Genomic DNA, 21,747 nt, shown 5'->3' with positions numbered 1-21,747 from the left:
CTTATACGCTGTGTTGCTATTAGTTACTATTATTCAAATGCTTTTGTTATATTCGCCATCAACTAATCTAGTTAGACTTTCTTCTTAGACTTTTTTCTGCCCTTTTCATTGAGTTGATTTAAGACGAATCTAAAAAAAATCAATTAAATGAGAAACACTACACTCGTAGCCTGTCTATTACTTGCTACACCATTAATTTATTCACAAGAAAACGTTCCTGCCTCCGGAGGCGATGCCACTGGCAGTGGCGGTTCGTCCAGTTATTCAGTTGGCCAGTTGGCGTATACCACCAATACAGGAAATGGCACGGTTACACAGGGCGTACAACAAAGTATCGAACTGTTTACCTTGAGCAACCCAGAACTAGCCACCGTAAAGCTGTCGGTGGTGACCTATCCCAATCCAACATCAGATTATGTGGTATTGGCCATAAGCGACGCCAAATTTATAGGTTTGAGCTATGTTCTTTATGATTTACAAGGTAGAGCGGTGTCACAAGGTCAAGCACCCCAATCTAACACGCAAATAGACATGCGAACCTTAGAATTAGGCACCTATTTGCTTAAGGTAAGCCACAACAAAAAAGAACTAAAGACCTTTAAAATCATCAAAAACTAAGCGTAACCAATTATGAAGAAATTTTACACAATTTTAGCGGCGGTTTTATTAACGCTAAGCACGTTTGCCCAAACGCCAGAAAAAATGAGTTACCAAGCTGTTGTAAGAGACAGTGGTGATAACTTAGTCGCTAACCAACCCATAGGGATGCAAATAAGTATTTTGCAAACCACCGCAACAGGAACAGCGGTTTATGTAGAAACACAAACGCCAACAACGAATATCAACGGATTAGTAACCTTAGAAATAGGTACAGGAAGTGTTGTAAGTGGCGATTTTGCAACTATAGATTGGTCTGCTGATACGTATTTTATAAAAACAGAAACCGATCCAACGGGTGGAAGTAGTTACACTATTACCGGCACTAGCCAATTAATGAGTGTGCCTTACGCTTTATATGCAAAAACATCAGGTAGTTCTACGCCTGGTCCAACAGGCCTACAAGGTCCCTCAGGTAATGATGGTGCCGACGGATCCGATGGTGCTGATGGCACTAACGGTTTGGATGGAGCAACAGGAGCAACAGGGTCTACTGGGCCACAAGGCGCACAAGGTCCAACAGGAAATGATGGTGCTGATGGAGCAGATGGAGCAGATGGCACTAACGGTTTGGATGGGGCAACAGGAGCAACAGGGTCTACTGGGCCACAAGGCGCACAAGGTCCAACAGGTAATGATGGTGCTGACGGAGCAGATGGAGCTGCAGGTACTGACGGTACGGATGGAGCTACAGGAGCTACAGGGTTACAAGGACTACAAGGTCCTGCAGGTAATGATGGAGCCGATGGAGTAGGTATTGCACAAACATTAAGTTTTACATCACCTAACTTAACACTATCTGATAGTGGCGGAACAGTAGATTTAACATCACTTATTAATGATGCTGATAGTGATATTAGTAACGAAATTCAAAATTTATCAGAAGTACTTACTGAAGGTAATACAGCAGATGCTCAAATAAAAAACGTAACCGACCCAACAGATGCCCAAGATGCTGCAACAAAGGCTTATGTAGATGCATTAGAGGCGCAAATAGCAGCTTTAGATGCTCGAATTACAACTTTAGAGCCAGCAACTATAGGCGACTTTAGAAATGGAGGCGTGGTATTCTGGGTGGATCCTACAGATAATACCCATGGGCTAGTTTGCGCTATAGAAGACCAAAGTTCAGTAATACCATGGAATAATGGTTCTTACATAGTTACCGGAGCTACAGGTACCGCAGTTGGCACTGGCGCTGCAAATACAGCTACTATTATTACCGCACAAGGTGCAACAGAAACCGATTATGCAGCAGGTTTAGCAAGAGCCTATACAGGAGGTGGTTTTAACGATTGGTTTTTACCGAGTCAAGATGAGTTAAATGAAATGTACCTAAATAAAGCAGCTATAGAAGCTACAGCAACCGCAAATTCAGGTGCTGTTTTTTATAACGATTACTACTGGAGTTCTTCGGAGGTCAATAATTCTTACGCATGGTACCAGAGTTTCGCCGATGGCAATAAGCTCGGCTTCTTTAAGTACATCAGCTACTATGTGCGTGCAGTTCGGGCTTTTTAACCATTTAGTTATTTATCAATTTAAATAGTGCCGTGTAAGCGGTCGGTTTTTATTTTTTAAAAATGGCACTACATACGGAATTACTGGTTTACAGAAATACTTGTAAACTGGTATTAGAAGTTTTTATAAGCACCAAATATTTCCCCGAAGAATAATAAGTATAGTTTGGGTAGAGCTATGGAGTGCGTTGTATTGGTGCTAATGCGTTGTATTTAAAGAGCCAACAGAGCACAAGAAAAAACAGCGTTTATAAATGCGTTTTTAGATAATTTTGAAATTAAAATATTAAATATGAAAAAAAAATTATACATATTTTTAGTAGCCATATTACTAACGGCAACCAGTTTTTCCCAAACGCCAGAAAAAATGAGTTACCAAGCTGTTGTAAGAGACAGTGGTGATAACTTAGTCGCTAACCAACCCATAGGGATGCAAATAAGTATTTTGCAAACCACCGCAACAGGAACAGCGGTTTATGTAGAAACACAAACGCCAACAACGAATATCAACGGATTAGTAACCTTAGAAATAGGTACAGGAAGTGTTGTAAGTGGCGATTTTGCAACTATAGATTGGTCTGCTGATACGTATTTTATAAAAACAGAAACCGATCCAACGGGTGGAAGTAGTTACACTATTACCGGCACTAGCCAATTAATGAGTGTGCCTTACGCTTTATATGCAAAAACATCAGGTAGTTCTACGCCTGGTCCAACAGGCCTACAAGGTCCCTCAGGTAATGATGGTGCCGACGGATCCGATGGTGCTGATGGCACTAACGGTTTGGATGGAGCAACAGGAGCAACAGGGTCTACTGGGCCACAAGGCGCACAAGGTCCAACAGGAAATGATGGTGCTGATGGAGCAGATGGAGCAGATGGCACTAACGGTTTGGATGGGGCAACAGGAGCAACAGGGTCTACTGGGCCACAAGGCGCACAAGGTCCAACAGGTAATGATGGTGCTGACGGAGCAGATGGAGCTGCAGGTACTGACGGTACGGATGGAGCTACAGGAGCTACAGGGTTACAAGGACTACAAGGTCCTGCAGGTAATGATGGAGCCGATGGAGTAGGTATTGCACAAACATTAAGTTTTACATCACCTAACTTAACACTATCTGATAGTGGAGGAACAGTAGATTTAACATCACTTATTAATGATGCGGATAGTGATATTAGTAACGAAATTCAAAATTTATCAGAAGTACTTACTGAAGGTAATACAGCGGATGCTCAAATAAAAAACGTAACCGACCCAACAGATGCCCAAGATGCTGCAACAAAAGCTTATGTAGATGCATTACAAGCGCAAATAGCGGCGTTGGATGCACGGATTATTGCTTTGGAACCGCTACCAACTATAGGCGACTTTAGATATGGAGGCGTGGTATTCTGGATAGACCCTACAGATAATACCCATGGGCTAGTTTGCGCCATAGCAGACCAAAGTTCAGCAATACAATGGTCTAATGGTTCTTACATAGTTACCGGAGCTACAGGTGTAGCAATTGGTACTGGTGCTGCAAATACAGCTACTATTATTACAGCACAAGGTGCAACAGAAACCAATTATGCAGCAGGTTTAGCAAAAGCTTATACAGGAGGTGGTTTTAACGATTGGTTTTTACCGAGTGACGATGAGTTGAAAGAAATATTCCTAAATGGAGCAGCTATAGAAGCTACAGCAACGGCTAACGGCGGTGCTGTTTTTAATACTACTTTCTACTGGAGTTCTACGGAGGTTAATTTTGAGAAAGCGGAGATAAGTAAATTAACTAATAATGGCTCTGCAGCTAAGGGCTGGGGATATAATGTGCGCGCAGTTCGGGCTTTTTAAACTTTCTTAATAAATAAAAAGGCGGCATTTTTGCCGCCTTTTTTATGCCACAATTCTACCGCAGAAAAACATACAATATCGTTAATAAAATTGTTTAAAGTAGTGTAAAAGGTAGGCCACGAATAAGTAAAATGGGGCATAAAAAGTTGAGAAACTTATTATTTAGGCGCAGTTTTACTGCTTGCAAATATAACCAGGCTTGCAAAGCAATTTATGAGCGTATCGTTGCCAAAGGAAAGCGTAAAAATATAGTATCAATAGCGGTTTGTAGTAATCTACTAAAGCAGGCCTTTGCCATCGCCAAATCGGGATTAATATATGATGGAAATTATAAAAGTACTTTGGTGAAACATTAATACCTTTTCACTTGTTTTTTGCCACAGTACTTTGTTAGCATATGAGATCTTAATGCTCACCAATAACCTATTCTTTTTTGGCATTCAGTTTTACTTTATTTAGATCGCTTAAAATTTTGCCTTTGGGATCTGCATTCCTTGTAAAACTGAATCCTGGTGCGTGGCAGAGAAGGTTTTCTTTATTTTTTCTTTTAGCCTTAACTCGTTAATTGTTTGCAGCATACTTTACATTTGATGTATTTTAAAATTTTAAAACTTTAAAGTGATGTTTGTATCTCAAACTATTTTATATATTTGCATTTCTAATCATATGTACTTAATAACATATGTTAAATTAAATGATGAATGGATAAACAAATTAAGATATTTAAGGCCTTATCGGACCCGACAAGATTAAAAATTATTTGGTTGCTCCTTCATATTGATGAAAAAATTTGCGTTTCAGAAATTGTAGACGTATTAGATGAGTATCAATACAATGTATCGCGCCATTTAAAATTATTAAAAAATGTTGAGTTGGTCGAAGAGGTTAAAGAAGGCAAGTGGGTGTTTTACTATTTAACCCCCGTTAAAAGCGAATTTAGACAATTAATTGAAGCTGCCATAAAATTAATTCCAGAAGGGCAATTGCATCAAGAAATTAATAAATGTAAACTATTACTTAAAGAACGCGATAAATAAAATCTATTTCTACTTTTTACAAAAAAAAATAAGCTTTTGCTTTTTTTTATAAAAACACATGTGTTTTTGCGCATATGTAATTTAAACCTTAAAATAAATAATATGAACGAAAAATTGAATTTAGCATTAGACGAGTTTATACATGTTGGCGTTGTCCTCGTCTTAATTATTGCCATTGTATCTATAATTACCGGATTAATAAGGGCATTTATACCACAAGAAACAATTCAGAAGCGGCTATCAAAAACAGGGAAATATAGTGGTCTCATGGGAGCCTTACTGGGAGTTCCAACTCCATTTTGCAGTGCCTCTATGGTACCTGTGTCTATGGGGATGATAGAAATGGGCGCACCTTTTGCAATGGTATTTTCCTTTTTGCTTTCTGCTCCATTAGCTAATTTTGTTGTTGTTGGTTTTATTTTTGGTGTGTTCGGTTGGAAAGTAGCTTTAGTTTATTTTCTCATTGTATTTATGGGGTCTGTTTTATTTGGAAGTATCGCCGGTAATACATCTCTTAAAAACAGTGTAAAACTTGTAGATTTAAAATCTAAAACACAGAAAACCACCTGTGGTTCTCAAGCAGCAGTGGGGTGCAGAGCTGTTTCAAGTCTGTCTGAAGACTCTCGCGGAACTGTTCCAAAACCAAATACCTCTTCGCACTTATTTTCTTCGGGACTAGCTGCACAAACGCGTGCGTCTCATCCGAAACTAACAGAAGCTTTTAACTTTGGTTGGGCATTGTTTAAGCGTATTTTTCCTTATGTTTTACTCGGTGCGGTGATTAGTGCCGTATCTGCTGTGTTTGTCCCTGATGCATGGGTTGAAACATATCTTGGGAATGATAGTCCGCTTGCCATTCCTATAGCGGCAACTATAGGTATTCCGTTGTATTTACGTATTGAGATGGCGATACCTATTTTACAAGCGCTGATTGTTAAAGGAATGAGCATGGGGGCTGCTATGGCTTTAATTATAGGAGGTACTGGAGCTAGTTTGCCAGAAATAGCCATTATTTCTTCCATGTTAAAACTTAAAGCCATCATTGCATTTGTGTTTTCTGTTATGACTATGGCTATAGTAGGTGGTTTTATATTTTACATTTTCTTTTAAAAAATAGGGTATGCAATTTCTAAGTCATTTTTTTAAATCCATAATTAAAGCCTGTCCTTATTCTCTTTTAGGAAAGCACTGTATAAGTGCTTTTAAGGAGAAGCCAAATACCGATAAGACTATAAAAAATAAAATACAGATTTTTAAATCTGGTATAAAAACAGGGCGTAACATTGCGCTAATTGGTGTGTTTTGCCCTTTTCTGTGGTATGCCATATTATCTGGCGCTCATATAGATTTTATAATACTGAACGCCATTCATTCTGGAATTGTTGCGGGTATTGGGCTTGTAATTATTAGTGTTAACTGCGTTGCCCTCTATGCGCAGACAAGAAAAGGTTAATTAGGGGTATTAAGCACATGATTAACACTTATTGAACAAAAGCCGCTTTGTTGTTAACTGTTACAGCAAAGCGGCTTTTTTGTTTCCTATTTAATTCTATCACTATGATTTGCTTATTTAGGTGCCTACTTTAGGAATGAAAGTGCTCCCATAACAATACCTCATAACAGCTGCTATAATTTTGATAAATCACTAGAGTTAAGCCTTTAATTAGGTGTGATAATTGTACTCTATTTTGATGTTTGGGTGTTATTAATTTTATTGAATTGCGATTGACATAACGTGTTTACCGTAAATCAACTTTTTAACTGAGCAGCAATTGACTTTATCATAACCGTTTAACTTTTATGATGGAATTATGTACAAGTGTGTATTCTGAAGTCACGGGTTCTATTTCTAGAGACTCTGTGAGAGCGAACAATTTCAACTTTGCATAAAATAACGTATTGTCACTTATGTAAGAAATCGCAGCTCCTAGTAATGCTGTTATTGTATTTCACCTCATGAATTGCTCAAGCTATTTATACATTTATTTTTTATTTTTTTTTTGGGGGTAGCTTATGGTCCTTTTGTATGGGTTTTAAAAGAAGGTTGTTTGCTTCACTTAAAAAAATTTTATGAAAGCTATTTTTGGTCATGATCAGCAGGCCTTCAACACTTTCATTCTTATAATTTCTTCTTATTTAAGGTTGTCTTATTGATTGCTTTGTAACTATGCGATAGGTATTAGCATATGCTAATTGCTACATTTTATAATTTCTCTGGCCTTTTTACTAATCTCTGATCTCTAATATATGATTTAAGTTTTTAGATACAGAGCTCCTAGCAACAAGTAAAATTTATTTTAAAGTTATGGTAGATTCAAAATGATGCATTAACACCTATGTATGATTAACATTCACACTTCTTTTTTATCAATTAAATAAAAACAATAAAAGCAGATGGCTCATTCATCTTGAATAACTATGGATTACTCCATTTTTTGAGGAACATTTTTCCCTAATGCTCTATGTGTATTATCTAAATTATAGGCCTTATTTTATAAGTAAATGTTTTGGTAAATCTTCTACTCGTTCGCAGCACAATTGTTCCATAACTTGCTTTAATTCTGTTTTTAAGAGCGAAATAGTATGGTCACCACCTTTATTGCCTAAGGCAGAAACACCATACATGAATGAGCGTCCCATAAACGTGAATTTTGCCCCAGTAGCAAGAGATCTGGCAACATCTGGTCCAGATCTTATACCGCTATCCATCATTACTTCAATTTGATCACCATACTTCGCAGCGATGTTTGCAAGAGGCCTAATTGTAGATTCTCCTGCATCTAATTGTCGTCCACCATGATTAGATACAATAATACCATCCAATCCTAAACGAATTGCTTCTTTAGTATCTTCTTCTGAAGCCACACCCTTAAGTACAATCTTACCTTTCCACATATCTCGAATAGGTTTTATTTTTTCCTCATTTAGACGCCCTGAAAATGTAGCATCCATAAATTTGCCTAATTGTTTTAAGTCTAATCCTTTTGGCATGTATGGTTTTAATGTTTCAAAACTAGGTTGACCGTAACGCAAGGTATTCATGGCCCATTTTGGTTTTCCTAAAACTTGCATGATATTTTTAACAGACATTTTAGGAGGCATTGCTAAACCGTTTCTAATATCTCTTGGTCTAAAGCCAAAAGTAGGCACGTCGCATAGAATAACTAATACAGGACATTCTGCAGCAGCAGCTCTATTTATAATATCATCTCTTAAGCGATCTTCTGCTGGGTGATATAATTGAAACCAAGCCTTACCTTCAGTTAGTTCTGCGGCACGTTCTATACTTGTAGTTGTTACTGTGCTTAAAATAAAGGGCACATTATGTTTGTGTGCTGCTTTTGCTAAGATTTCTGGAGCATTTGGCCACATTAAACCTTGCAGTCCCACTGGTGCTATCCCAAATGGGGCATCGTACTCAATACCAAACAATTTCGTTTTTAAACTTGCTCCGTTAAAATCTCTTAGGTATTGTGGAATTAATTGTACATCTCTTAATTCTGAGGTGTTTCTATGAAGGTTAACATCTTCGTTACATCCACCATCAAGATATTCAAAAGCAAATTTGGGAATCATTTTTTCTGCTTTTGTTCTTAAATCATCTACTGATGGGTATTTTGAGTTGAATTCTATAGCCATTTTTTTATGCGTCTTATAGTTGATAAATTTTATCTATTTGTATTCTGTTTTCATTGAAAGCAAAATGAGCTGTCTTCTCCTTATTGGTCTTTATATATTTTTAAAGTTCTATAACCGTATAGCGCAATAAAACAAAAACAAATAAATGGAAGAATGAAAGAAAAATTGACTCCTGAAAACGGACCTATTTTTTCAGTATCTATCATTAATCCTTGTAAAATTGGCATTAAAGCACCTCCAACAATCGCCATTACTAAACCAGCTGCACCAATAGCAGTATCGTCTGCTCTTAAACCATCTAATGCAATACCGTAAATGGTAGGGAACATTAAAGACATAAATGCTGAAGTTGCCACTAGTAAATAAAGTCCTGCAATACCTTCGATTAAGATAACGCCAGACATCGTTGCCATAGCACACAATGCAAAAATCATTAGCAGTTTTCTAGAGTTGACATACTTCATTAAGAAGGTGCTAATAAATCGGCTACATAAAAAGATGGCCATTGCTATGATGTTATAGTTTTGTGCCTCAGCTTTGGGTATGCCTAAGTGGCCTGCGTATTGAATAATAAATGTCCAACACATAATTTGAGCGGCGACATAGAATAATTGTGCTAAAACTCCTTCTTTATATTTTCCGTTTTTGAATAGTCTTTTAAATGAAGATGCTGCACTCGTTGGATTTTCACTTACTGCTCTTTTAGGCATTTTAGTAACTGCTATAATAACTAACATTGCTATAACAACAAAGCCTAGAATAACATACGGATTTCTAATGATTCCTAAATCGTGTGTTCTAATAACCGCTTTTTGAGCTTCGTTTAAGGTGTTGAAAACAAGTTCACCTGCTTCATTTCGTATATCAGAATCTAAGGCGATTAAGATAAATTTTGAAGCTACAAACATGCCAAATAATGACCCTATAGGATTGAAAGCCTGTGCTAAGTTTAAACGTTGCGTTGCCGTGCGTTCATCTCCCATCGATAAAATAAAAGGATTTGCAGTGGTTTCTAAAAAAGCTAATCCGAATGTTAAGATATATAAAGACCCTAAAAAGAATCCGAAAACTTCAAATTTAGCAGCCGGATAAAATAATAAAGCCCCAATTGCATAAAGCGTTAAACCTAAAAGAATTCCTTTTTTATAACTGTATTTTCTGACGAAAAGCGCCGCAGGAATAGCCATAGTAGCATAACCACCATAAAAAGCTAATTGTACTAAAGCGGCTTTTGCCGTTGATATTTCCATTACAGTTCCGAATGCTGCTACCATAGGGTTTGTAATATCGTTAGCAAAACCCCAAAGTGCAAACAAAGATGTGATGAGTACAAATGGTACTATGACCTCTTTAGATACTACTGGTATTTTTGTTGAATTCGTCATTTCGTCTTAGTATTTTAGTTACAATGAAAAAAAAGCACCATTCAAATTAATATCTAAAAATGAATAGTGCTTTGATAATCTAATCTTAATTTCTATCTATATTGAGCATAGATTACCTTCGTTTGAAGGTATTCTTCCATACCGTGCTTTCCATCAGCTCCACCAATTCCAGACTTTTTCCATCCTGCATGGAATCCTTGAATCGCTTCAAAATGTTCTCTGTTGATGTAAGTTTCTCCGTATTCTAATTCTTCTGCAGCGTGCATTACTTTATTAAAGTTTTCTGAGAAAATTGATGATGTTAAACCATATTCAGAATCATTTGCTAGCGCAATTGCCTCATCCAAAGTGCTAAATTTCATTACTGGTAATACAGGTCCAAAAACTTCGTCTTGGATAATCTGCATATCCTGTCTTACATTAGTTAATAATGTCGGTTGGTAGAAATAACCTTTATCAAACTGACTAGATTTTTGGCCTCCAACTAAAACTTCTGCACCTTCTTTTTTAGCAAACTCAACCATTTCGGCTACTTTATCTAATTGCGCTTTAGAAACCAATGCACTCATGTCAGGATTGTTTTCAGAAAAAGCATCTTCTACTTTTAAAGCGTTCATTTTAGCGGTAACCATGTCTAAAAATTGATCGTGAATCGATTCTTCAACATATACACGTTCTGCACAATTACATACTTGTCCACTATAAATAATTCTAGAACCAACAACGGCATTAACGGCCAATTCTAAATTAGCATCAGCACAAACAATTGCCGGAGCTTTTCCTCCTAACTCTAAAGATACTTTCGTGATATTTTCAGAAGCCGCTTCCATAACTTTCTGACCAGCAAAAACACTACCAGTTAAACTGATAATACCTGTAATTGGGCTTTTAGATAAAGCATTTCCAACTATTGGTCCAGAACCACACACAAAGTTTAATACTCCAGCAGGTAATTCAATTTTTTGTATTAAATCTACCCATTCCATAATCGTATTTGGTGCAATACAACTCGGTTTAATGACACACGTATTTCCTGTAATTAAGGATGCTGCCACTTTTCTTGCCATTACAAAAAATGGGAAGTTCCAAGGTAAAATACCTACTGCAACTCCAATTGGTGCCTTGTGTAAAAAGATGTGCTCTTTTTTACGATCACTTTGTATAATTTCTCCTTCAATTCGTCTTGCAAAACCTGCGTAATAATCAAAATAATCTGCAGTAACATCAATTTCTACTTGGGCTAAACCTATCACTTTTGCTTGTTCTGCAGCTAAGGTCTTAGCTAGAAACACACGATTTTCACGAATTACACCAGCCATTTTATGTAAATAGCCCGCACGTTCAATGGCTGTTAAAGCTTTCCAAGCGTATTGTGATTCTTTTGCTGCATTTAAAGCTTTATTTGCATCTTCAATAGAACCATGTGGTATCTTTGATAATACTTCTTCGGTACATGGATTAAGTACTTTAGTTACTTCTGAAGAAGTAGATTTTACAAACTTTCCGTTTATAAATTGATTAAATTCTTTCATGAGTGTTTACGTTTAGTTTATGTTGTAATATGTTTAATGAATTCGATATTTTTATTATAAATAAACAATAGTTCGAATTCTTATTTGCCAATATGGTTGACAAACTTATATAACAATGTGTTTTTGGTATTTATCCATATTAATCAATAATATGTATAATTTAAACATGGAAGCGTTTCTATGTTTCGATTTTCAACTTTATTTGATGCTGAAAACCCTATGTATTGTCATAGAAATTTGCTAACCGACTAACTTAATGGTATTAGTTCTTTACAAAGAATGAAAGAAAAGGATAGAGTGCGTTTCTCAAATCCGTCAATTGCTTGCTCAAAATCTTCATAGTGTTAAAAACACTCATATTTAGGCTTAAGATGTAAACATTTTGAAAGGTAGGTCTAGGTGTATTTACCCGATTTGTATGATGCCGGAGTTAATCCTGTAACCGATTTAAACACTCGCGAAAAATGGTAACGATCAGAAAAACCTAAATTAAAAGCAACATCTTCAATGGATTTATTGGTGTGCTCAAATAGCTCACAAGATTTTGCAATTTTTCTATTTTGAACAAATTGATGTAATGTAACGTTCATTTCATCTTTAAATAATCTGGCAAATGAATTGGGTGCCATATTTACCAGCGATGACATTTCAGTATTACTTAATTTTTTATCAATATGAACTTCTATATAGCGAATCACTTTTAGTACCCGTTCGTCTATATTAATGGTTTTCCATAATTCGGGACCAATACTGGTAAGTGCTTCTTTAATGAAGGCTTGTAACTTTAAATTAAAGGTGAGTTTGAAATCTTTATTTTCAATTTTTAAGCGGCCAGTTAAATAGTTTAATCGATCCTTTAAATAATCGGTGAGTTCAATTTTTAAAATGCCAGGATAAACACTATCAAAAGGCACTCCTAAATTAAAGTGAGCGAAGAAATGAATTAAGAACATATTTTCTAAATCCGCTTCATTATGGTTCATATTCAGCTGTTTTCCTGAAACATGAATACCTTCTGTGTGAATGTGGTTTTTAGTGTATCGTGATGAAAATGAAGTAAACGGAGGAATAATGTAGATATAATTCGGATCCATTTCAAAAATAGTATCCTGATGAATTAATTGACCACCTGTGTTTTTATTCCAATATAGTCTCCAAAACGGAAATACCATTTCATGACAATCCCATAAATCTAACAACCAGTATCTGCAGCATAACATCTTTAATTTCAGGTCAATAAAATTTTGGTGATTTGCAGATGGATCGCCTAATTCAATTTCTTTTACAAACTTCATGAAGCACTAATGTTTGAATTAGATACAAAAATACGGATTTTGAATATTTAATAAGGTGTATTCTGTCTCTATTTTTGTTACCATAATTTTATTTGGCAAATGCTCTCACCATAACTACAAACGTCATCTTAAATGTGATGCTTAATAGGGATGTACCATTTGATAAATTAAAACAATAAACACAAACACATGAAAACGATAAAACTTCCAGTACAGGTAGAAGCAGAATTAAAAAAAGTATCCGAAGTCGCGGGTTATTTATGGCAACGTGAATGGGCAGAGCGAAACGCAGGAAATATTTCAATGAACTTAACATCTTACTTTACAAAAGAGGAAGTGCAAGGCATTGGGACAGAAGTGCCATTTGAATTTCCAAAAGGAGCTGCAGGATTTGTAATCTACATTACGGGTACGGGTTGTTATTTAAGAGATTTAGTAGATAAGCTTGAAGAAGCATCTTGTATTCTTTATATCAATGAAGACGCTACAGCTTATTCCGTTATTTGGGGAGGTAAGCGTGAAAACTTTGGACCAACGTGTGAGTTAATTTCTCATGCAAGTATCCATTTATTTAACTCTATTCATCATCCAGAAAACTTAGCGGTTGTGCATACGCATCCCTTAGAATTAATCTGTATGAGTCATCATGAGTTATTTGATAATGAAGAAGAATTGAACCGACAAATCTGGATGATGTGTCCTGAGGTAAAAGTATTTGTTCCTAAAGGCATTCACTGTACACCTTATGCTTTATCTAGTACAGCAGCTCTAGCAGAAGTCACTATGGAAGCGTTTAAAACAAGAAACGTATCCTTATGGGAAAAGCACGGAGCAACAGCAACAGCACCAGATGTAATGAAAGCATGGGACTTTTTAGATGTAGCCAATAAAGGAGCTAAAATGTTAATGATGTGTTGGGCAGCAGGTTTTCAACCCGCAGGACTTTCAAATGATCAATTAACAGAATTAGAGCAATTCACATAATAAAAAATATAATCATGAGTAGATTAATAGGTAGACTACCAAAAGTAGGCATTCGTCCGGTGATTGATGGACGTGAATTAGGAGTAAGAGAGTCTTTAGAAGTTCAAACTATGGACATGGCTAAAGCAGCAGCCAAATTAATACAAGACACCTTACGTTTTCCTAGTGGTGAAAAAATAGAAATTGTAATTGCAGATACAACTATTGGTGGTGTTGCAGATGCAGCAGCTTGTGCCGATAAATTTAAAAGAGAAGGAGTTGAAGTATCATTAACTGTAACGCCATGCTGGTGTTATGGAACAGAAGTTATGGACACTGACCCTTTAACACCTAAAGCCGTTTGGGGGTTTAACGGAACAGAACGTCCAGGTGCTGTGTATTTAGCAGCGGCATTAGCAGGGTATTCTCAAAAAGGATTGCCAGCTTTTGGAATTTATGGTAAGGAAGTTCAAGATGAAGGAGATCAAAGCATTCCTCAAGATGTATCTGAAAAAATATTGCGTTTTGTAAAAGGAGGTTTAGCCGTTGCCCAAATGAAAGGTAAATCTTATTTGTCTATAGGATACAGTTCTATGGGTATTGCAGGATCTATGGTAGATGTTAACTTTTTACAAGATTACTTAGGAGTAAGGGCAGAATTTGTAGAATCGGTAGAGCTTTTAAGACGTATTGATGAAGGTATTTATGACCATGACGAATTCGAAAAAGCATTAGCTTGGACCAAAGAAAACTGTATAGAAGGAAAAGATTATAACAGTCCTGAAGCTCAAAAATCGGCAGAAGTTAAAGATGCTGAATGGGAAAAGGTTGTAAAAATGACATTAATCTGTAAAGATTTAATGAACGGAAATCCTAAGTTGAAAGCCATGGGATTCGGTGAAGAATCTAAAGGTAGAAATGCCATTATGGGAGGTTTCCAAGGACAACGTCAGTGGACCGATTACCAACCAAACGCGGATTATACGGAATCTATTTTAAATTCTTCATTCGACTGGAATGGAATTCGTCAAGCGTACACATTCGCAACAGAAAACGATTGTTTAAATGCTATTTCTATGTTATTTGGACACTTGTTGACTAACAAAGCGCAATTGTTCTCTGATGTACGTACGTATTGGAGTCCTGAGTCTGTAGAGCGTGTAACTGGTAAGAAATTAACAGGCATTGCTAAGGATGGCATTATTCACTTAATCAATTCTGGTTCTACAACGTTAGATGCAACGGCACAACAAACAGATGCTGAAGGAAATCCTACCATGAAACCATTTTGGGATATTACAGAAGAGGAAGTTCAAAAATGTTTAGATAATACAAAGTGGCCTGCTGCAATTGCAGAATATTTTAGAGGTGGTGGTTTTTCATCACAATTTAAAACTAGAGGTGAATTACCAATGACCATGTGTAGATTAAACTTGGTAAAAGGGATTGGGCCAGTTTTACAAATTGTAGAAGGCTGGAGTGTTGAGTTACCAGAGGATGTTCACGAAATTTTGAATGAGCGAACGAATCCAACTTGGCCAACAACTTGGTTTGTGCCAAGAACAACAGGTACAGGTTTCTTTAAAGATGTCTATACTGTAATGGCAAAATGGGGAGCCAACCACGGAGCGATTTCACATGGCCATATTGGTGCCGATTTAATTTCTTTAGCGGCTATGTTACGTATTCCTGTTAATATGCATAATGTTAATGAAGACGACGTCTTTAGACCAAGTGCATGGTCTGCTTTTGGAGAAGGCTTAGAAGGAGCTGATTATAGAGCTTGTGAAAATTACGGTCCGTTGTACGGATTTAAAAACTAATTAGAATAACTCAAAAGGGTGCTTGGCTTAATAACTAAACACCCTTTTTTTAATTTTTGAACTGTGATGGTGAATGTAATTGCTGTAATAGATATAGGGAAAACGAATAAAAAAATACTCTTATTTAACGAAGAGTTTGACGTTGTATACCGAAACTCAACCCGATTTGATGAGGTTGTTGATGAAGATGACTATCCTTGTGATGATATAGAATCGATTGAAAATTGGATTCAAAATGAAATAAAAAGCATACAAGCTGAAGGAGACTATGCTATAAAAGCGATTAACTTCTCTACGCATGGTGCGAGCCTTATTTATTTGGATGCGCAAGGCCAAAGAATTACACCGTTGTATAATTATTTAAAACCATTAAGCTTAGACACGTATCATGAGTTTTATGATGCTTATGGAGGTCAGGAAGAATTTTCTAGAAAGACGGCATCTCCGGCTTATGGTATGCTAAATACCGGACTTCAAATATTAAAATTACAAAAAGAAAAACCAGAATTTTGGAATAAGGTAGAGACGATTTTACATTATCCTCAATACTTAAGTTATCTTTTTACCAAACAAATTACCGCAGACTTTACGTCTGTAGGTGCACACACAGCAACTTGGGATTTTGATACGATGCAATATCATCAATGGGTTTCTGATTACAAATTAAATTTGCCTACACCACAAAATGGTAAAAAAGCTATAGTCACCACCTTTAATGGAGAAGACATAGCGATAGGTACGGGGCTGCATGATAGTTCAGCGTCTATTATTCCCTTGCTAGAAACAGAAAAGGATAACGAATTTATATTACTATCTACAGGCACTTGGATTATAGCCATGAATCCTTTTAGTAAGGAAACCTTAACACAACTCCAGTTAAAAAATAATTGCTTGTGTTTTATGACTCCTCAGAAACAGCAAGTAAAATCGTCTATGCAGTTTCTTGGCAAAATTCATGAAGTGTATATCGCTACTTTAAGCACCTATTTTAAAGTGGACATCGATACCCATTTACGGTTAGCGTTAAATGAAACATTGTGTCGTGAGCTTATGAATACAAATGCACGCGTATTTTTAGCGGAAGGTATTGATAGTGACTTTGAAGCACATCCTTATTTATTAACTAATTACAGTAATTACGAAGCTGCCTATTACCAATTGGTTTTTGAAATTAGCAAAAAAGTTATTCAAGGTATTCATTTAATTTCCGATGAAAATTCGGCAATTAAAGACATCTATATTTCTGGAGGATTTAATAAAAATCTCATATTTATAGCTTTCTTAAAGCTATTAAAAAATGATATTGAAATAAAAATTTCTGATTGTAAAAATGAAAGTGCTTTAGGTGCTGCATTGATGATGAAATCATATATCTAAAAAAATAAAAGATTATTATGAGTCATTAAAAACCGACTTTAGGAGAATTTATTATTAATCACCAGGCTTTATTTCCCTTTTTTAGTGGAGAATTATCCCTCTTTTAAATGCTTTACGTTTAGCTGCCAAAGTGGTTAATTATGAAGTCAATAAAACGAGTTTAGTCGATTTTTTTTGCGATTCTGGTGCTGTTAATGTACAAGGTGAGCATCAGCAAAAATTAGATGTTTTTGCCCATAAACATTAATTCCATCTTTAAAAAATAGAACTATTGTTTGTGGTATTGCAACTGATGGTTAGAAAAGTACATTAGGTATCGTCTCTAAACATATCCATGAGCACGCTCCTATTTATTGTGGAAGTCCTTCTTAAGATAAAAAAATACTTGAATTTATTCGTCAATAAATTAAAATACGTATATTCTTGTATCAAACTAAATATATAACATGCTTAGAATTATATGCTTTCTTTGTGTTGTAACTACACTCTCTACTAAACAAGCTTATTCTCAGAATTTTGAAAGAATTTCTAATAAAGAAGGCTTTAATCAGAATACGGTTAATTCCATAGCACAGGATAAATATGGATTTTTATGGTATGCCACCCCCAATGGCTTAATTCGTTATGATGGCTATGAGTTTAAAACATTCAGCACCCAATCTAAAGGTGAGCAAGCCCTATCTAGTAATAATGTTACTTATTTATTTAACGATAAAGATGGTATACTTTGGATAGGTACCAATGTTGGTCTTAATATATATGTGCCTTGGTTAGAACGGTTTTTCACAGTGCCACTTGGTTATAACATCGATGTCAATAAGATTGCCTCTCAGAATGACGGGTATGTTTGGATAACATCTTCAAAGGATTTAATACGGTGCAAATTAAAAGATGTTAGCAATGGTATTTTTGAGGTATCGGAGAATCTTCTTGATTTAAAAGGAAAACCTCTAAAGATTAACACATTTACATTTGGACTTAAGTCATCGCTTATATTAGGTACAACTGAAGGGTTAACAAAAGTGACGTATCAATCAGACGGTTCAATTTTAAAATCGGTACTTCCAGATTTTAATAATTTTGACTTTTTTAAAGCTAAAGAGATTACCGAAATCATAAAAGTAGATAATATCTTTTGGATTGGTACAACAGAAGGGTTGTACAGTTCTAATTTAGATTCCCAATCAGATTATTTAGTCAAGAAAATAAACGTTCCTAACGAAGCTTCTAAGTTCTATGTTAATAGCCTTTTTAAGGATATTGCTAATGCCATATGGATAGGAACGACAGGAGATGGACTTTACAAATTTAATCCAATTCTAAATTCTTTTAAACATTTTAATTACGACTCAAAGAATAAAAACAGCATTAGTAGTCATCAAATCAATGCGGTATATCAAGATAGTTTTGATGTGCTTTGGTTGGGGACCGCACAAGGAGGAATTAATAAATTAGATCTTTATCAAAAGCCATTTTATTCTTATACTAACAACCCTTATGATAAGTTTTCTATTGGAGATAATTTAATCACTTCAATTTTAGAGGATAACACTGGCAAGGTTTGGGTTTCAGGCTATAATAAAAAATTGTTTAGAAGTATAGAAGCCGTTAATGAAAGCAATATCGATAATATTAAGTTTGCCGATTTAGAACGTAAATTGCCCATCGGCAATACTGATGTGATACGTTATATCTATCAAGATCAAAGAAATTATATTTGGTTTGGTACCGACAAGAAAGTTATTGTTTATAGCCCAATGCGCAAAGATTTTAAAACCATTGAGTTCTTGTCAAAAGGGGATAAGACCCCTCTGTTTTTAACTCGAAAAATTGCGCAAATTAGTGAAACAGAAATTGTTTTAGCAGGAAATAGAATTATCGTTATCGAAAATCCGTGGCAATCAATTAATGAATCTGAGCACCCAAAAATCAACATTAAATCGACTTTAAATATAACAGGTCGTAAGGTGCAGAGTTTTTTGCATGATAGTCATCGTCAATTTTGGTTTGGTACAGATAATGGTTTAATGCAATGTCAATATGAAAATGGAAAAATTGAAATTATTAGAGAATATGACAACAATAAGACAGGAAGTCGTAAACTAAGTTACAATAGTGTTTTCACCCTTCATGAAGATGATAAAAAGAATATTTGGATTGGTACGTTTGGTGGAGGCTTAAATAAACTGGAATTAGATACTGACGGTAATCCATTGAGAATAGCGTATTTCAGAAAAAATAATATCCTACCAGATGATGTTATTTATGGAATTTTACCACAAAAGAACAGTGCTAATTTATGGGTCAGTACCGATATGGGATTGGTTCGGTTTCATACAGATACAACTAAAGTAAATGTCTTTGATGTTAGTGATGGTTTAATCCAAAATAATTTTAGACAGTCTGCATATGCCTTAGGTGCATCTGGTTATATGTATTTTGGAGGCTTAAATGGCTTAACTATTTTCGATCCACAAAAAATAGCGTTAAACACTCGACCTCCAAGAGTTTTAATTACGTCGTTACTAATAAATAACCAACCTATAAAGATTGGTGAAAAATTAAATAATATTACGATTCTTGAAAAAGCCATTTCGGAAACGGATACTGTAACGGTTTCTAAAAGTCAGCGTATCATTTCCTTTAATTTGGTTGCTGAGCACACCTCTGCACCTGCAAAAAATAAAATAGCTTATAAACTAGAAGGTTTTAATAAAGACTGGGTAGAGACAGGCGAAGGTAAATCTGCTGTAACGTATACTAATTTATCTGCTGGCACGTATACCTTAAAAGTGAAATCCGCTAATGGTGATGGTATTTGGAGTGATTCTACCAAAACTTTAACGTTAGTCGTTTTACCGCTTTGGTATCAGACTTGGTGGAGTTATGCTGCAATCGCTTTTGTATTTTTGGGTGCAGGAGTTGGTATTGTTTTCTATTTTGTTCAACATGAAAAATTAAAACAAAAATTGATCTATGAGCAATTGGATAAAGATAAAATAGAAGTTATTAACCAAGGTAAATTTAAATATTTCACCAATTTATCTCATGAGTTTAGAACGCCATTAACATTAATTTCTGGTCCTCTAGATAGAGTTATAGAAAATAATAACAATCCAGAGAGCGAGCGTTTCTTAGCCATTATTAAGAGAAATACGCATCGGCTTTTAAGTTTAATAGATCAATTAATTACATTTAGACAAGCAGAGCAAGGGTATTTAAATTTAAACTTTACAAAATCTACTTTAGGAGATTTCTTATATCCGACAACGGAAGCTTTTGAAAATTATGCTTTGGAAAAGAATATTAATTTTTATTATAAAATAAGTTCTCCAAATGAAGAGATTGCTATTGACGTAGAAAAATTGGAAAGAATTCTTTTTAATTTATTGTCTAATGCTTTTAAAAATACACCGGTTCAAGGCACTATAAGTATTGAAGCTTCAATTGTATTTAAAGATAATGTTAAAAATATAAAAATTGATGTAATAGACACAGGTAAAGGTATTCCGAAGGAAAATTTAAATAATATTTTTGAACGTTTTTATCAATTAGGAAACGAAGATGGAAATGTTAGTGGAGGAGGAATTGGTTTATCTTTTTGTAAATCTTTGGTCGATTTATTTGATGGTCGCATTTCTGTAAAAAGTAAACCAAATAAAGAAACGCGTTTTAGAGTTATTATTCCATCTTCAAAAATTGAAGACGTTAATACGGAAGACCATGACGTGAAAAAAACATTCATAAAAAATTGGGTACCATTACAAGGCAATATTACTGAAGAGCTTGATGATGCTAAGAAAAGTAAAAAACAACATAACGTTTTAGTTGTTGAAAATGAATTAGATATTCAAGACTTTCTAAAAAGTGCCTTATCGGATAAATATAATATCACCATAGCCAACCATGGAGTAGAAGCACTAGAAGAAATTAAAAAAACAGAGTTTAGCACTATAATAAGTGATGTGATGATGCCGGAAATGGATGGATTTGAACTATGTAAACGCATCAAAGCTAATCCCGAGACTTGTCAACTTCCCGTTTTATTATTAACCGCTTTAGGGGATAATGTAGATTTAATTAAAGGTTTAGAATTTGGAGCTGATGAATATATTAGTAAACCATTTTCTTTAAAGCATTTAGAACTTCGACTGAAAAAACTAATAGAGAATAATGTTAAGATCAAGGCTTATTTTTCAAAGAATAGTTTCCCCCCAAAAGACAAAAAGGAATTAGGATTGTCCAAAAGGGATCTCGAATTTTTAGAGAATATCACTGAAATAATAGAAAAAAACTTATCTAATTCAAATTTTGGAGTCGAAGAATTGTCTACAGAAGCAGGATTAAGCTCCTCTCATTTCTATAGGAAGTTGAAGCAACTTACGGGACAAGTTCCCAATGCTTACTTACGTAATTTTAGGTTACAAAGGGCAGCGGAATTGTTAGCTAGCAATAGTGGTTTTAACGTTGCAGAAGTGATGTATCAAATCGGTATAGAATCTAATTCTTACTTCTCTACTTCATTTAAAAAACTACACGGTATATCGCCTTCAGAGTACTCAAAAAGGCAGAAATGATAGTTTTCAGCAATGAAATGATGCATTATAGAATGCCATTAAAGTAGATATTAATTAAGTTTGTTGTAAACAATAATTAATTAACCTTAACAATTTTGAAAT

14 protein-coding genes and 2 pseudogenes are annotated in these 21,747 nt (G+C 35.2%); 12 read left to right on the top strand and 4 right to left on the bottom strand.

Annotation, left to right across the window (positions count from 1 at the left end; genetic code table 11):
- The first annotated feature begins 147 nt into the window (after window positions 1-147).
- From HM985_RS09135 to HM985_RS09110, 7 genes and pseudogenes are all read left to right on the top strand, one after another.
- Window positions 148-618 (top strand): T9SS type A sorting domain-containing protein, encoded by a 471-nt coding sequence (locus HM985_RS09135; protein WP_179375956.1) that lies wholly within the window; start codon window positions 148-150, stop codon window positions 616-618.
- A 12-nt stretch (window positions 619-630) separates the two neighbouring features.
- Complete coding sequence (locus HM985_RS17360) at window positions 631-2,178, top strand: Lcl domain-containing protein (protein WP_179375955.1); 1,548 nt, start codon at window positions 631-633, stop codon at window positions 2,176-2,178.
- A 291-nt stretch (window positions 2,179-2,469) separates the two neighbouring features.
- Window positions 2,470-4,017: a hypothetical protein gene (locus HM985_RS17355; protein ID WP_262886520.1), complete on the top strand. Its 1,548-nt coding sequence runs from the start codon at window positions 2,470-2,472 to the stop codon at window positions 4,015-4,017.
- 98 nt (window positions 4,018-4,115) lie between these two features.
- A pseudogene (locus tag HM985_RS17265) lies at window positions 4,116-4,373 on the top strand (IS110 family transposase); the annotation flags it as partial.
- A 345-nt stretch (window positions 4,374-4,718) separates the two neighbouring features.
- Window positions 4,719-5,054: an ArsR/SmtB family transcription factor gene (locus tag HM985_RS09120; RefSeq protein WP_179375954.1), complete on the top strand. Its 336-nt coding sequence runs from the start codon at window positions 4,719-4,721 to the stop codon at window positions 5,052-5,054.
- Between the two features lie 102 nt (window positions 5,055-5,156).
- On the top strand, window positions 5,157-6,164 hold the full coding sequence (locus HM985_RS09115) for a permease (RefSeq protein WP_179375953.1): 1,008 nt from the start codon (window positions 5,157-5,159) through the stop codon (window positions 6,162-6,164).
- Between the two features lie 10 nt (window positions 6,165-6,174).
- Complete coding sequence (locus tag HM985_RS09110; RefSeq protein ID WP_179375952.1) at window positions 6,175-6,507, top strand: hypothetical protein; 333 nt, start codon at window positions 6,175-6,177, stop codon at window positions 6,505-6,507.
- Window positions 6,508-7,541: 1,034 nt separating this feature from the next.
- Here HM985_RS09110 and HM985_RS09105 read toward each other — a convergent pair.
- The 4 genes from HM985_RS09105 to HM985_RS09090 all read right to left on the bottom strand — a co-directional run bounded on the left by HM985_RS09105 (window position 7,542) and on the right by HM985_RS09090 (window position 12,905).
- On the bottom strand, window positions 7,542-8,693 hold the full coding sequence (locus tag HM985_RS09105) for an alpha-hydroxy acid oxidase (protein ID WP_179375951.1): 1,152 nt from the start codon (window positions 8,691-8,693) through the stop codon (window positions 7,542-7,544).
- An 80-nt stretch (window positions 8,694-8,773) separates the two neighbouring features.
- Window positions 8,774-10,078, bottom strand: coding sequence for an L-fucose:H+ symporter permease (fucP, locus tag HM985_RS09100; RefSeq protein WP_179375950.1), 1,305 nt, complete (start codon window positions 10,076-10,078; stop codon window positions 8,774-8,776).
- Between the two features lie 92 nt (window positions 10,079-10,170).
- Window positions 10,171-11,610, bottom strand: a complete 1,440-nt coding sequence (aldA, locus tag HM985_RS09095; RefSeq protein WP_179375949.1) for an aldehyde dehydrogenase — start codon at window positions 11,608-11,610, stop codon at window positions 10,171-10,173.
- 395 nt (window positions 11,611-12,005) lie between these two features.
- On the bottom strand, window positions 12,006-12,905 hold the full coding sequence (locus HM985_RS09090) for an AraC family transcriptional regulator (RefSeq protein ID WP_179375948.1): 900 nt from the start codon (window positions 12,903-12,905) through the stop codon (window positions 12,006-12,008).
- A 189-nt stretch (window positions 12,906-13,094) separates the two neighbouring features.
- Between HM985_RS09090 and rhaD the strand changes: the two genes are divergently transcribed.
- From rhaD to HM985_RS09065, 5 genes and pseudogenes are all read left to right on the top strand, one after another.
- Window positions 13,095-13,889: a rhamnulose-1-phosphate aldolase gene (rhaD, locus tag HM985_RS09085; RefSeq protein WP_179375947.1), complete on the top strand. Its 795-nt coding sequence runs from the start codon at window positions 13,095-13,097 to the stop codon at window positions 13,887-13,889.
- A 14-nt stretch (window positions 13,890-13,903) separates the two neighbouring features.
- Window positions 13,904-15,691 carry an L-fucose isomerase gene (locus HM985_RS09080; protein WP_179375946.1) on the top strand — a complete coding sequence of 596 codons (1,788 nt, stop codon included), beginning with the start codon at window positions 13,904-13,906 and terminating at the stop codon, window positions 15,689-15,691.
- A 66-nt stretch (window positions 15,692-15,757) separates the two neighbouring features.
- Window positions 15,758-17,068, top strand: coding sequence for an FGGY family carbohydrate kinase (locus HM985_RS09075; protein WP_179375945.1), 1,311 nt, complete (start codon window positions 15,758-15,760; stop codon window positions 17,066-17,068).
- A gap of 50 nt (window positions 17,069-17,118) precedes the next feature.
- Window positions 17,119-17,362, top strand: a pseudogene (locus tag HM985_RS09070) (class 1 fructose-bisphosphatase); the annotation flags it as partial.
- 152 nt (window positions 17,363-17,514) lie between these two features.
- Window positions 17,515-21,645, top strand: a complete 4,131-nt coding sequence (locus HM985_RS09065; RefSeq protein ID WP_179375944.1) for a hybrid sensor histidine kinase/response regulator transcription factor — start codon at window positions 17,515-17,517, stop codon at window positions 21,643-21,645.
- The last annotated feature ends 102 nt before the right edge of the window (window positions 21,646-21,747 follow it).

Origin of the sequence: Winogradskyella wichelsiae (assembly GCF_013403925.1) — a bacterium.
GTDB classification, from domain to species: Bacteria; Bacteroidota; Bacteroidia; order Flavobacteriales; family Flavobacteriaceae; genus Winogradskyella; species Winogradskyella wichelsiae.
This window is presented reverse-complemented; position numbering and strand designations above follow the sequence as displayed.

Bases quoted from the DNA above. Each gene is read 5' to 3' on its own strand.
- HM985_RS09135 (WP_179375956.1), top strand. From the start codon at position 148: ATGAGAAACACTACACTCGTAGCCTGTCTATTACTTGCTACACCATTA.
- HM985_RS17360 (WP_179375955.1), top strand. From the start codon at position 631: ATGAAGAAATTTTACACAATTTTAGCGGCGGTTTTATTAACGCTAAGC.
- HM985_RS17355 (WP_262886520.1), top strand. From the start codon at position 2,470: ATGAAAAAAAAATTATACATATTTTTAGTAGCCATATTACTAACGGCA.
- HM985_RS09120 (WP_179375954.1), top strand. From the start codon at position 4,719: ATGGATAAACAAATTAAGATATTTAAGGCCTTATCGGACCCGACAAGA.
- HM985_RS09115 (WP_179375953.1), top strand. From the start codon at position 5,157: ATGAACGAAAAATTGAATTTAGCATTAGACGAGTTTATACATGTTGGC.
- HM985_RS09110 (WP_179375952.1), top strand. From the start codon at position 6,175: ATGCAATTTCTAAGTCATTTTTTTAAATCCATAATTAAAGCCTGTCCT.
- HM985_RS09105 (WP_179375951.1), bottom strand. From the start codon at position 8,693: ATGGCTATAGAATTCAACTCAAAATACCCATCAGTAGATGATTTAAGA.
- fucP (WP_179375950.1), bottom strand. From the start codon at position 10,078: ATGACGAATTCAACAAAAATACCAGTAGTATCTAAAGAGGTCATAGTA.
- aldA (WP_179375949.1), bottom strand. From the start codon at position 11,610: ATGAAAGAATTTAATCAATTTATAAACGGAAAGTTTGTAAAATCTACT.
- HM985_RS09090 (WP_179375948.1), bottom strand. From the start codon at position 12,905: ATGAAGTTTGTAAAAGAAATTGAATTAGGCGATCCATCTGCAAATCAC.
- rhaD (WP_179375947.1), top strand. From the start codon at position 13,095: ATGAAAACGATAAAACTTCCAGTACAGGTAGAAGCAGAATTAAAAAAA.
- HM985_RS09080 (WP_179375946.1), top strand. From the start codon at position 13,904: ATGAGTAGATTAATAGGTAGACTACCAAAAGTAGGCATTCGTCCGGTG.
- HM985_RS09075 (WP_179375945.1), top strand. From the start codon at position 15,758: ATGGTGAATGTAATTGCTGTAATAGATATAGGGAAAACGAATAAAAAA.
- HM985_RS09065 (WP_179375944.1), top strand. From the start codon at position 17,515: ATGCTTAGAATTATATGCTTTCTTTGTGTTGTAACTACACTCTCTACT.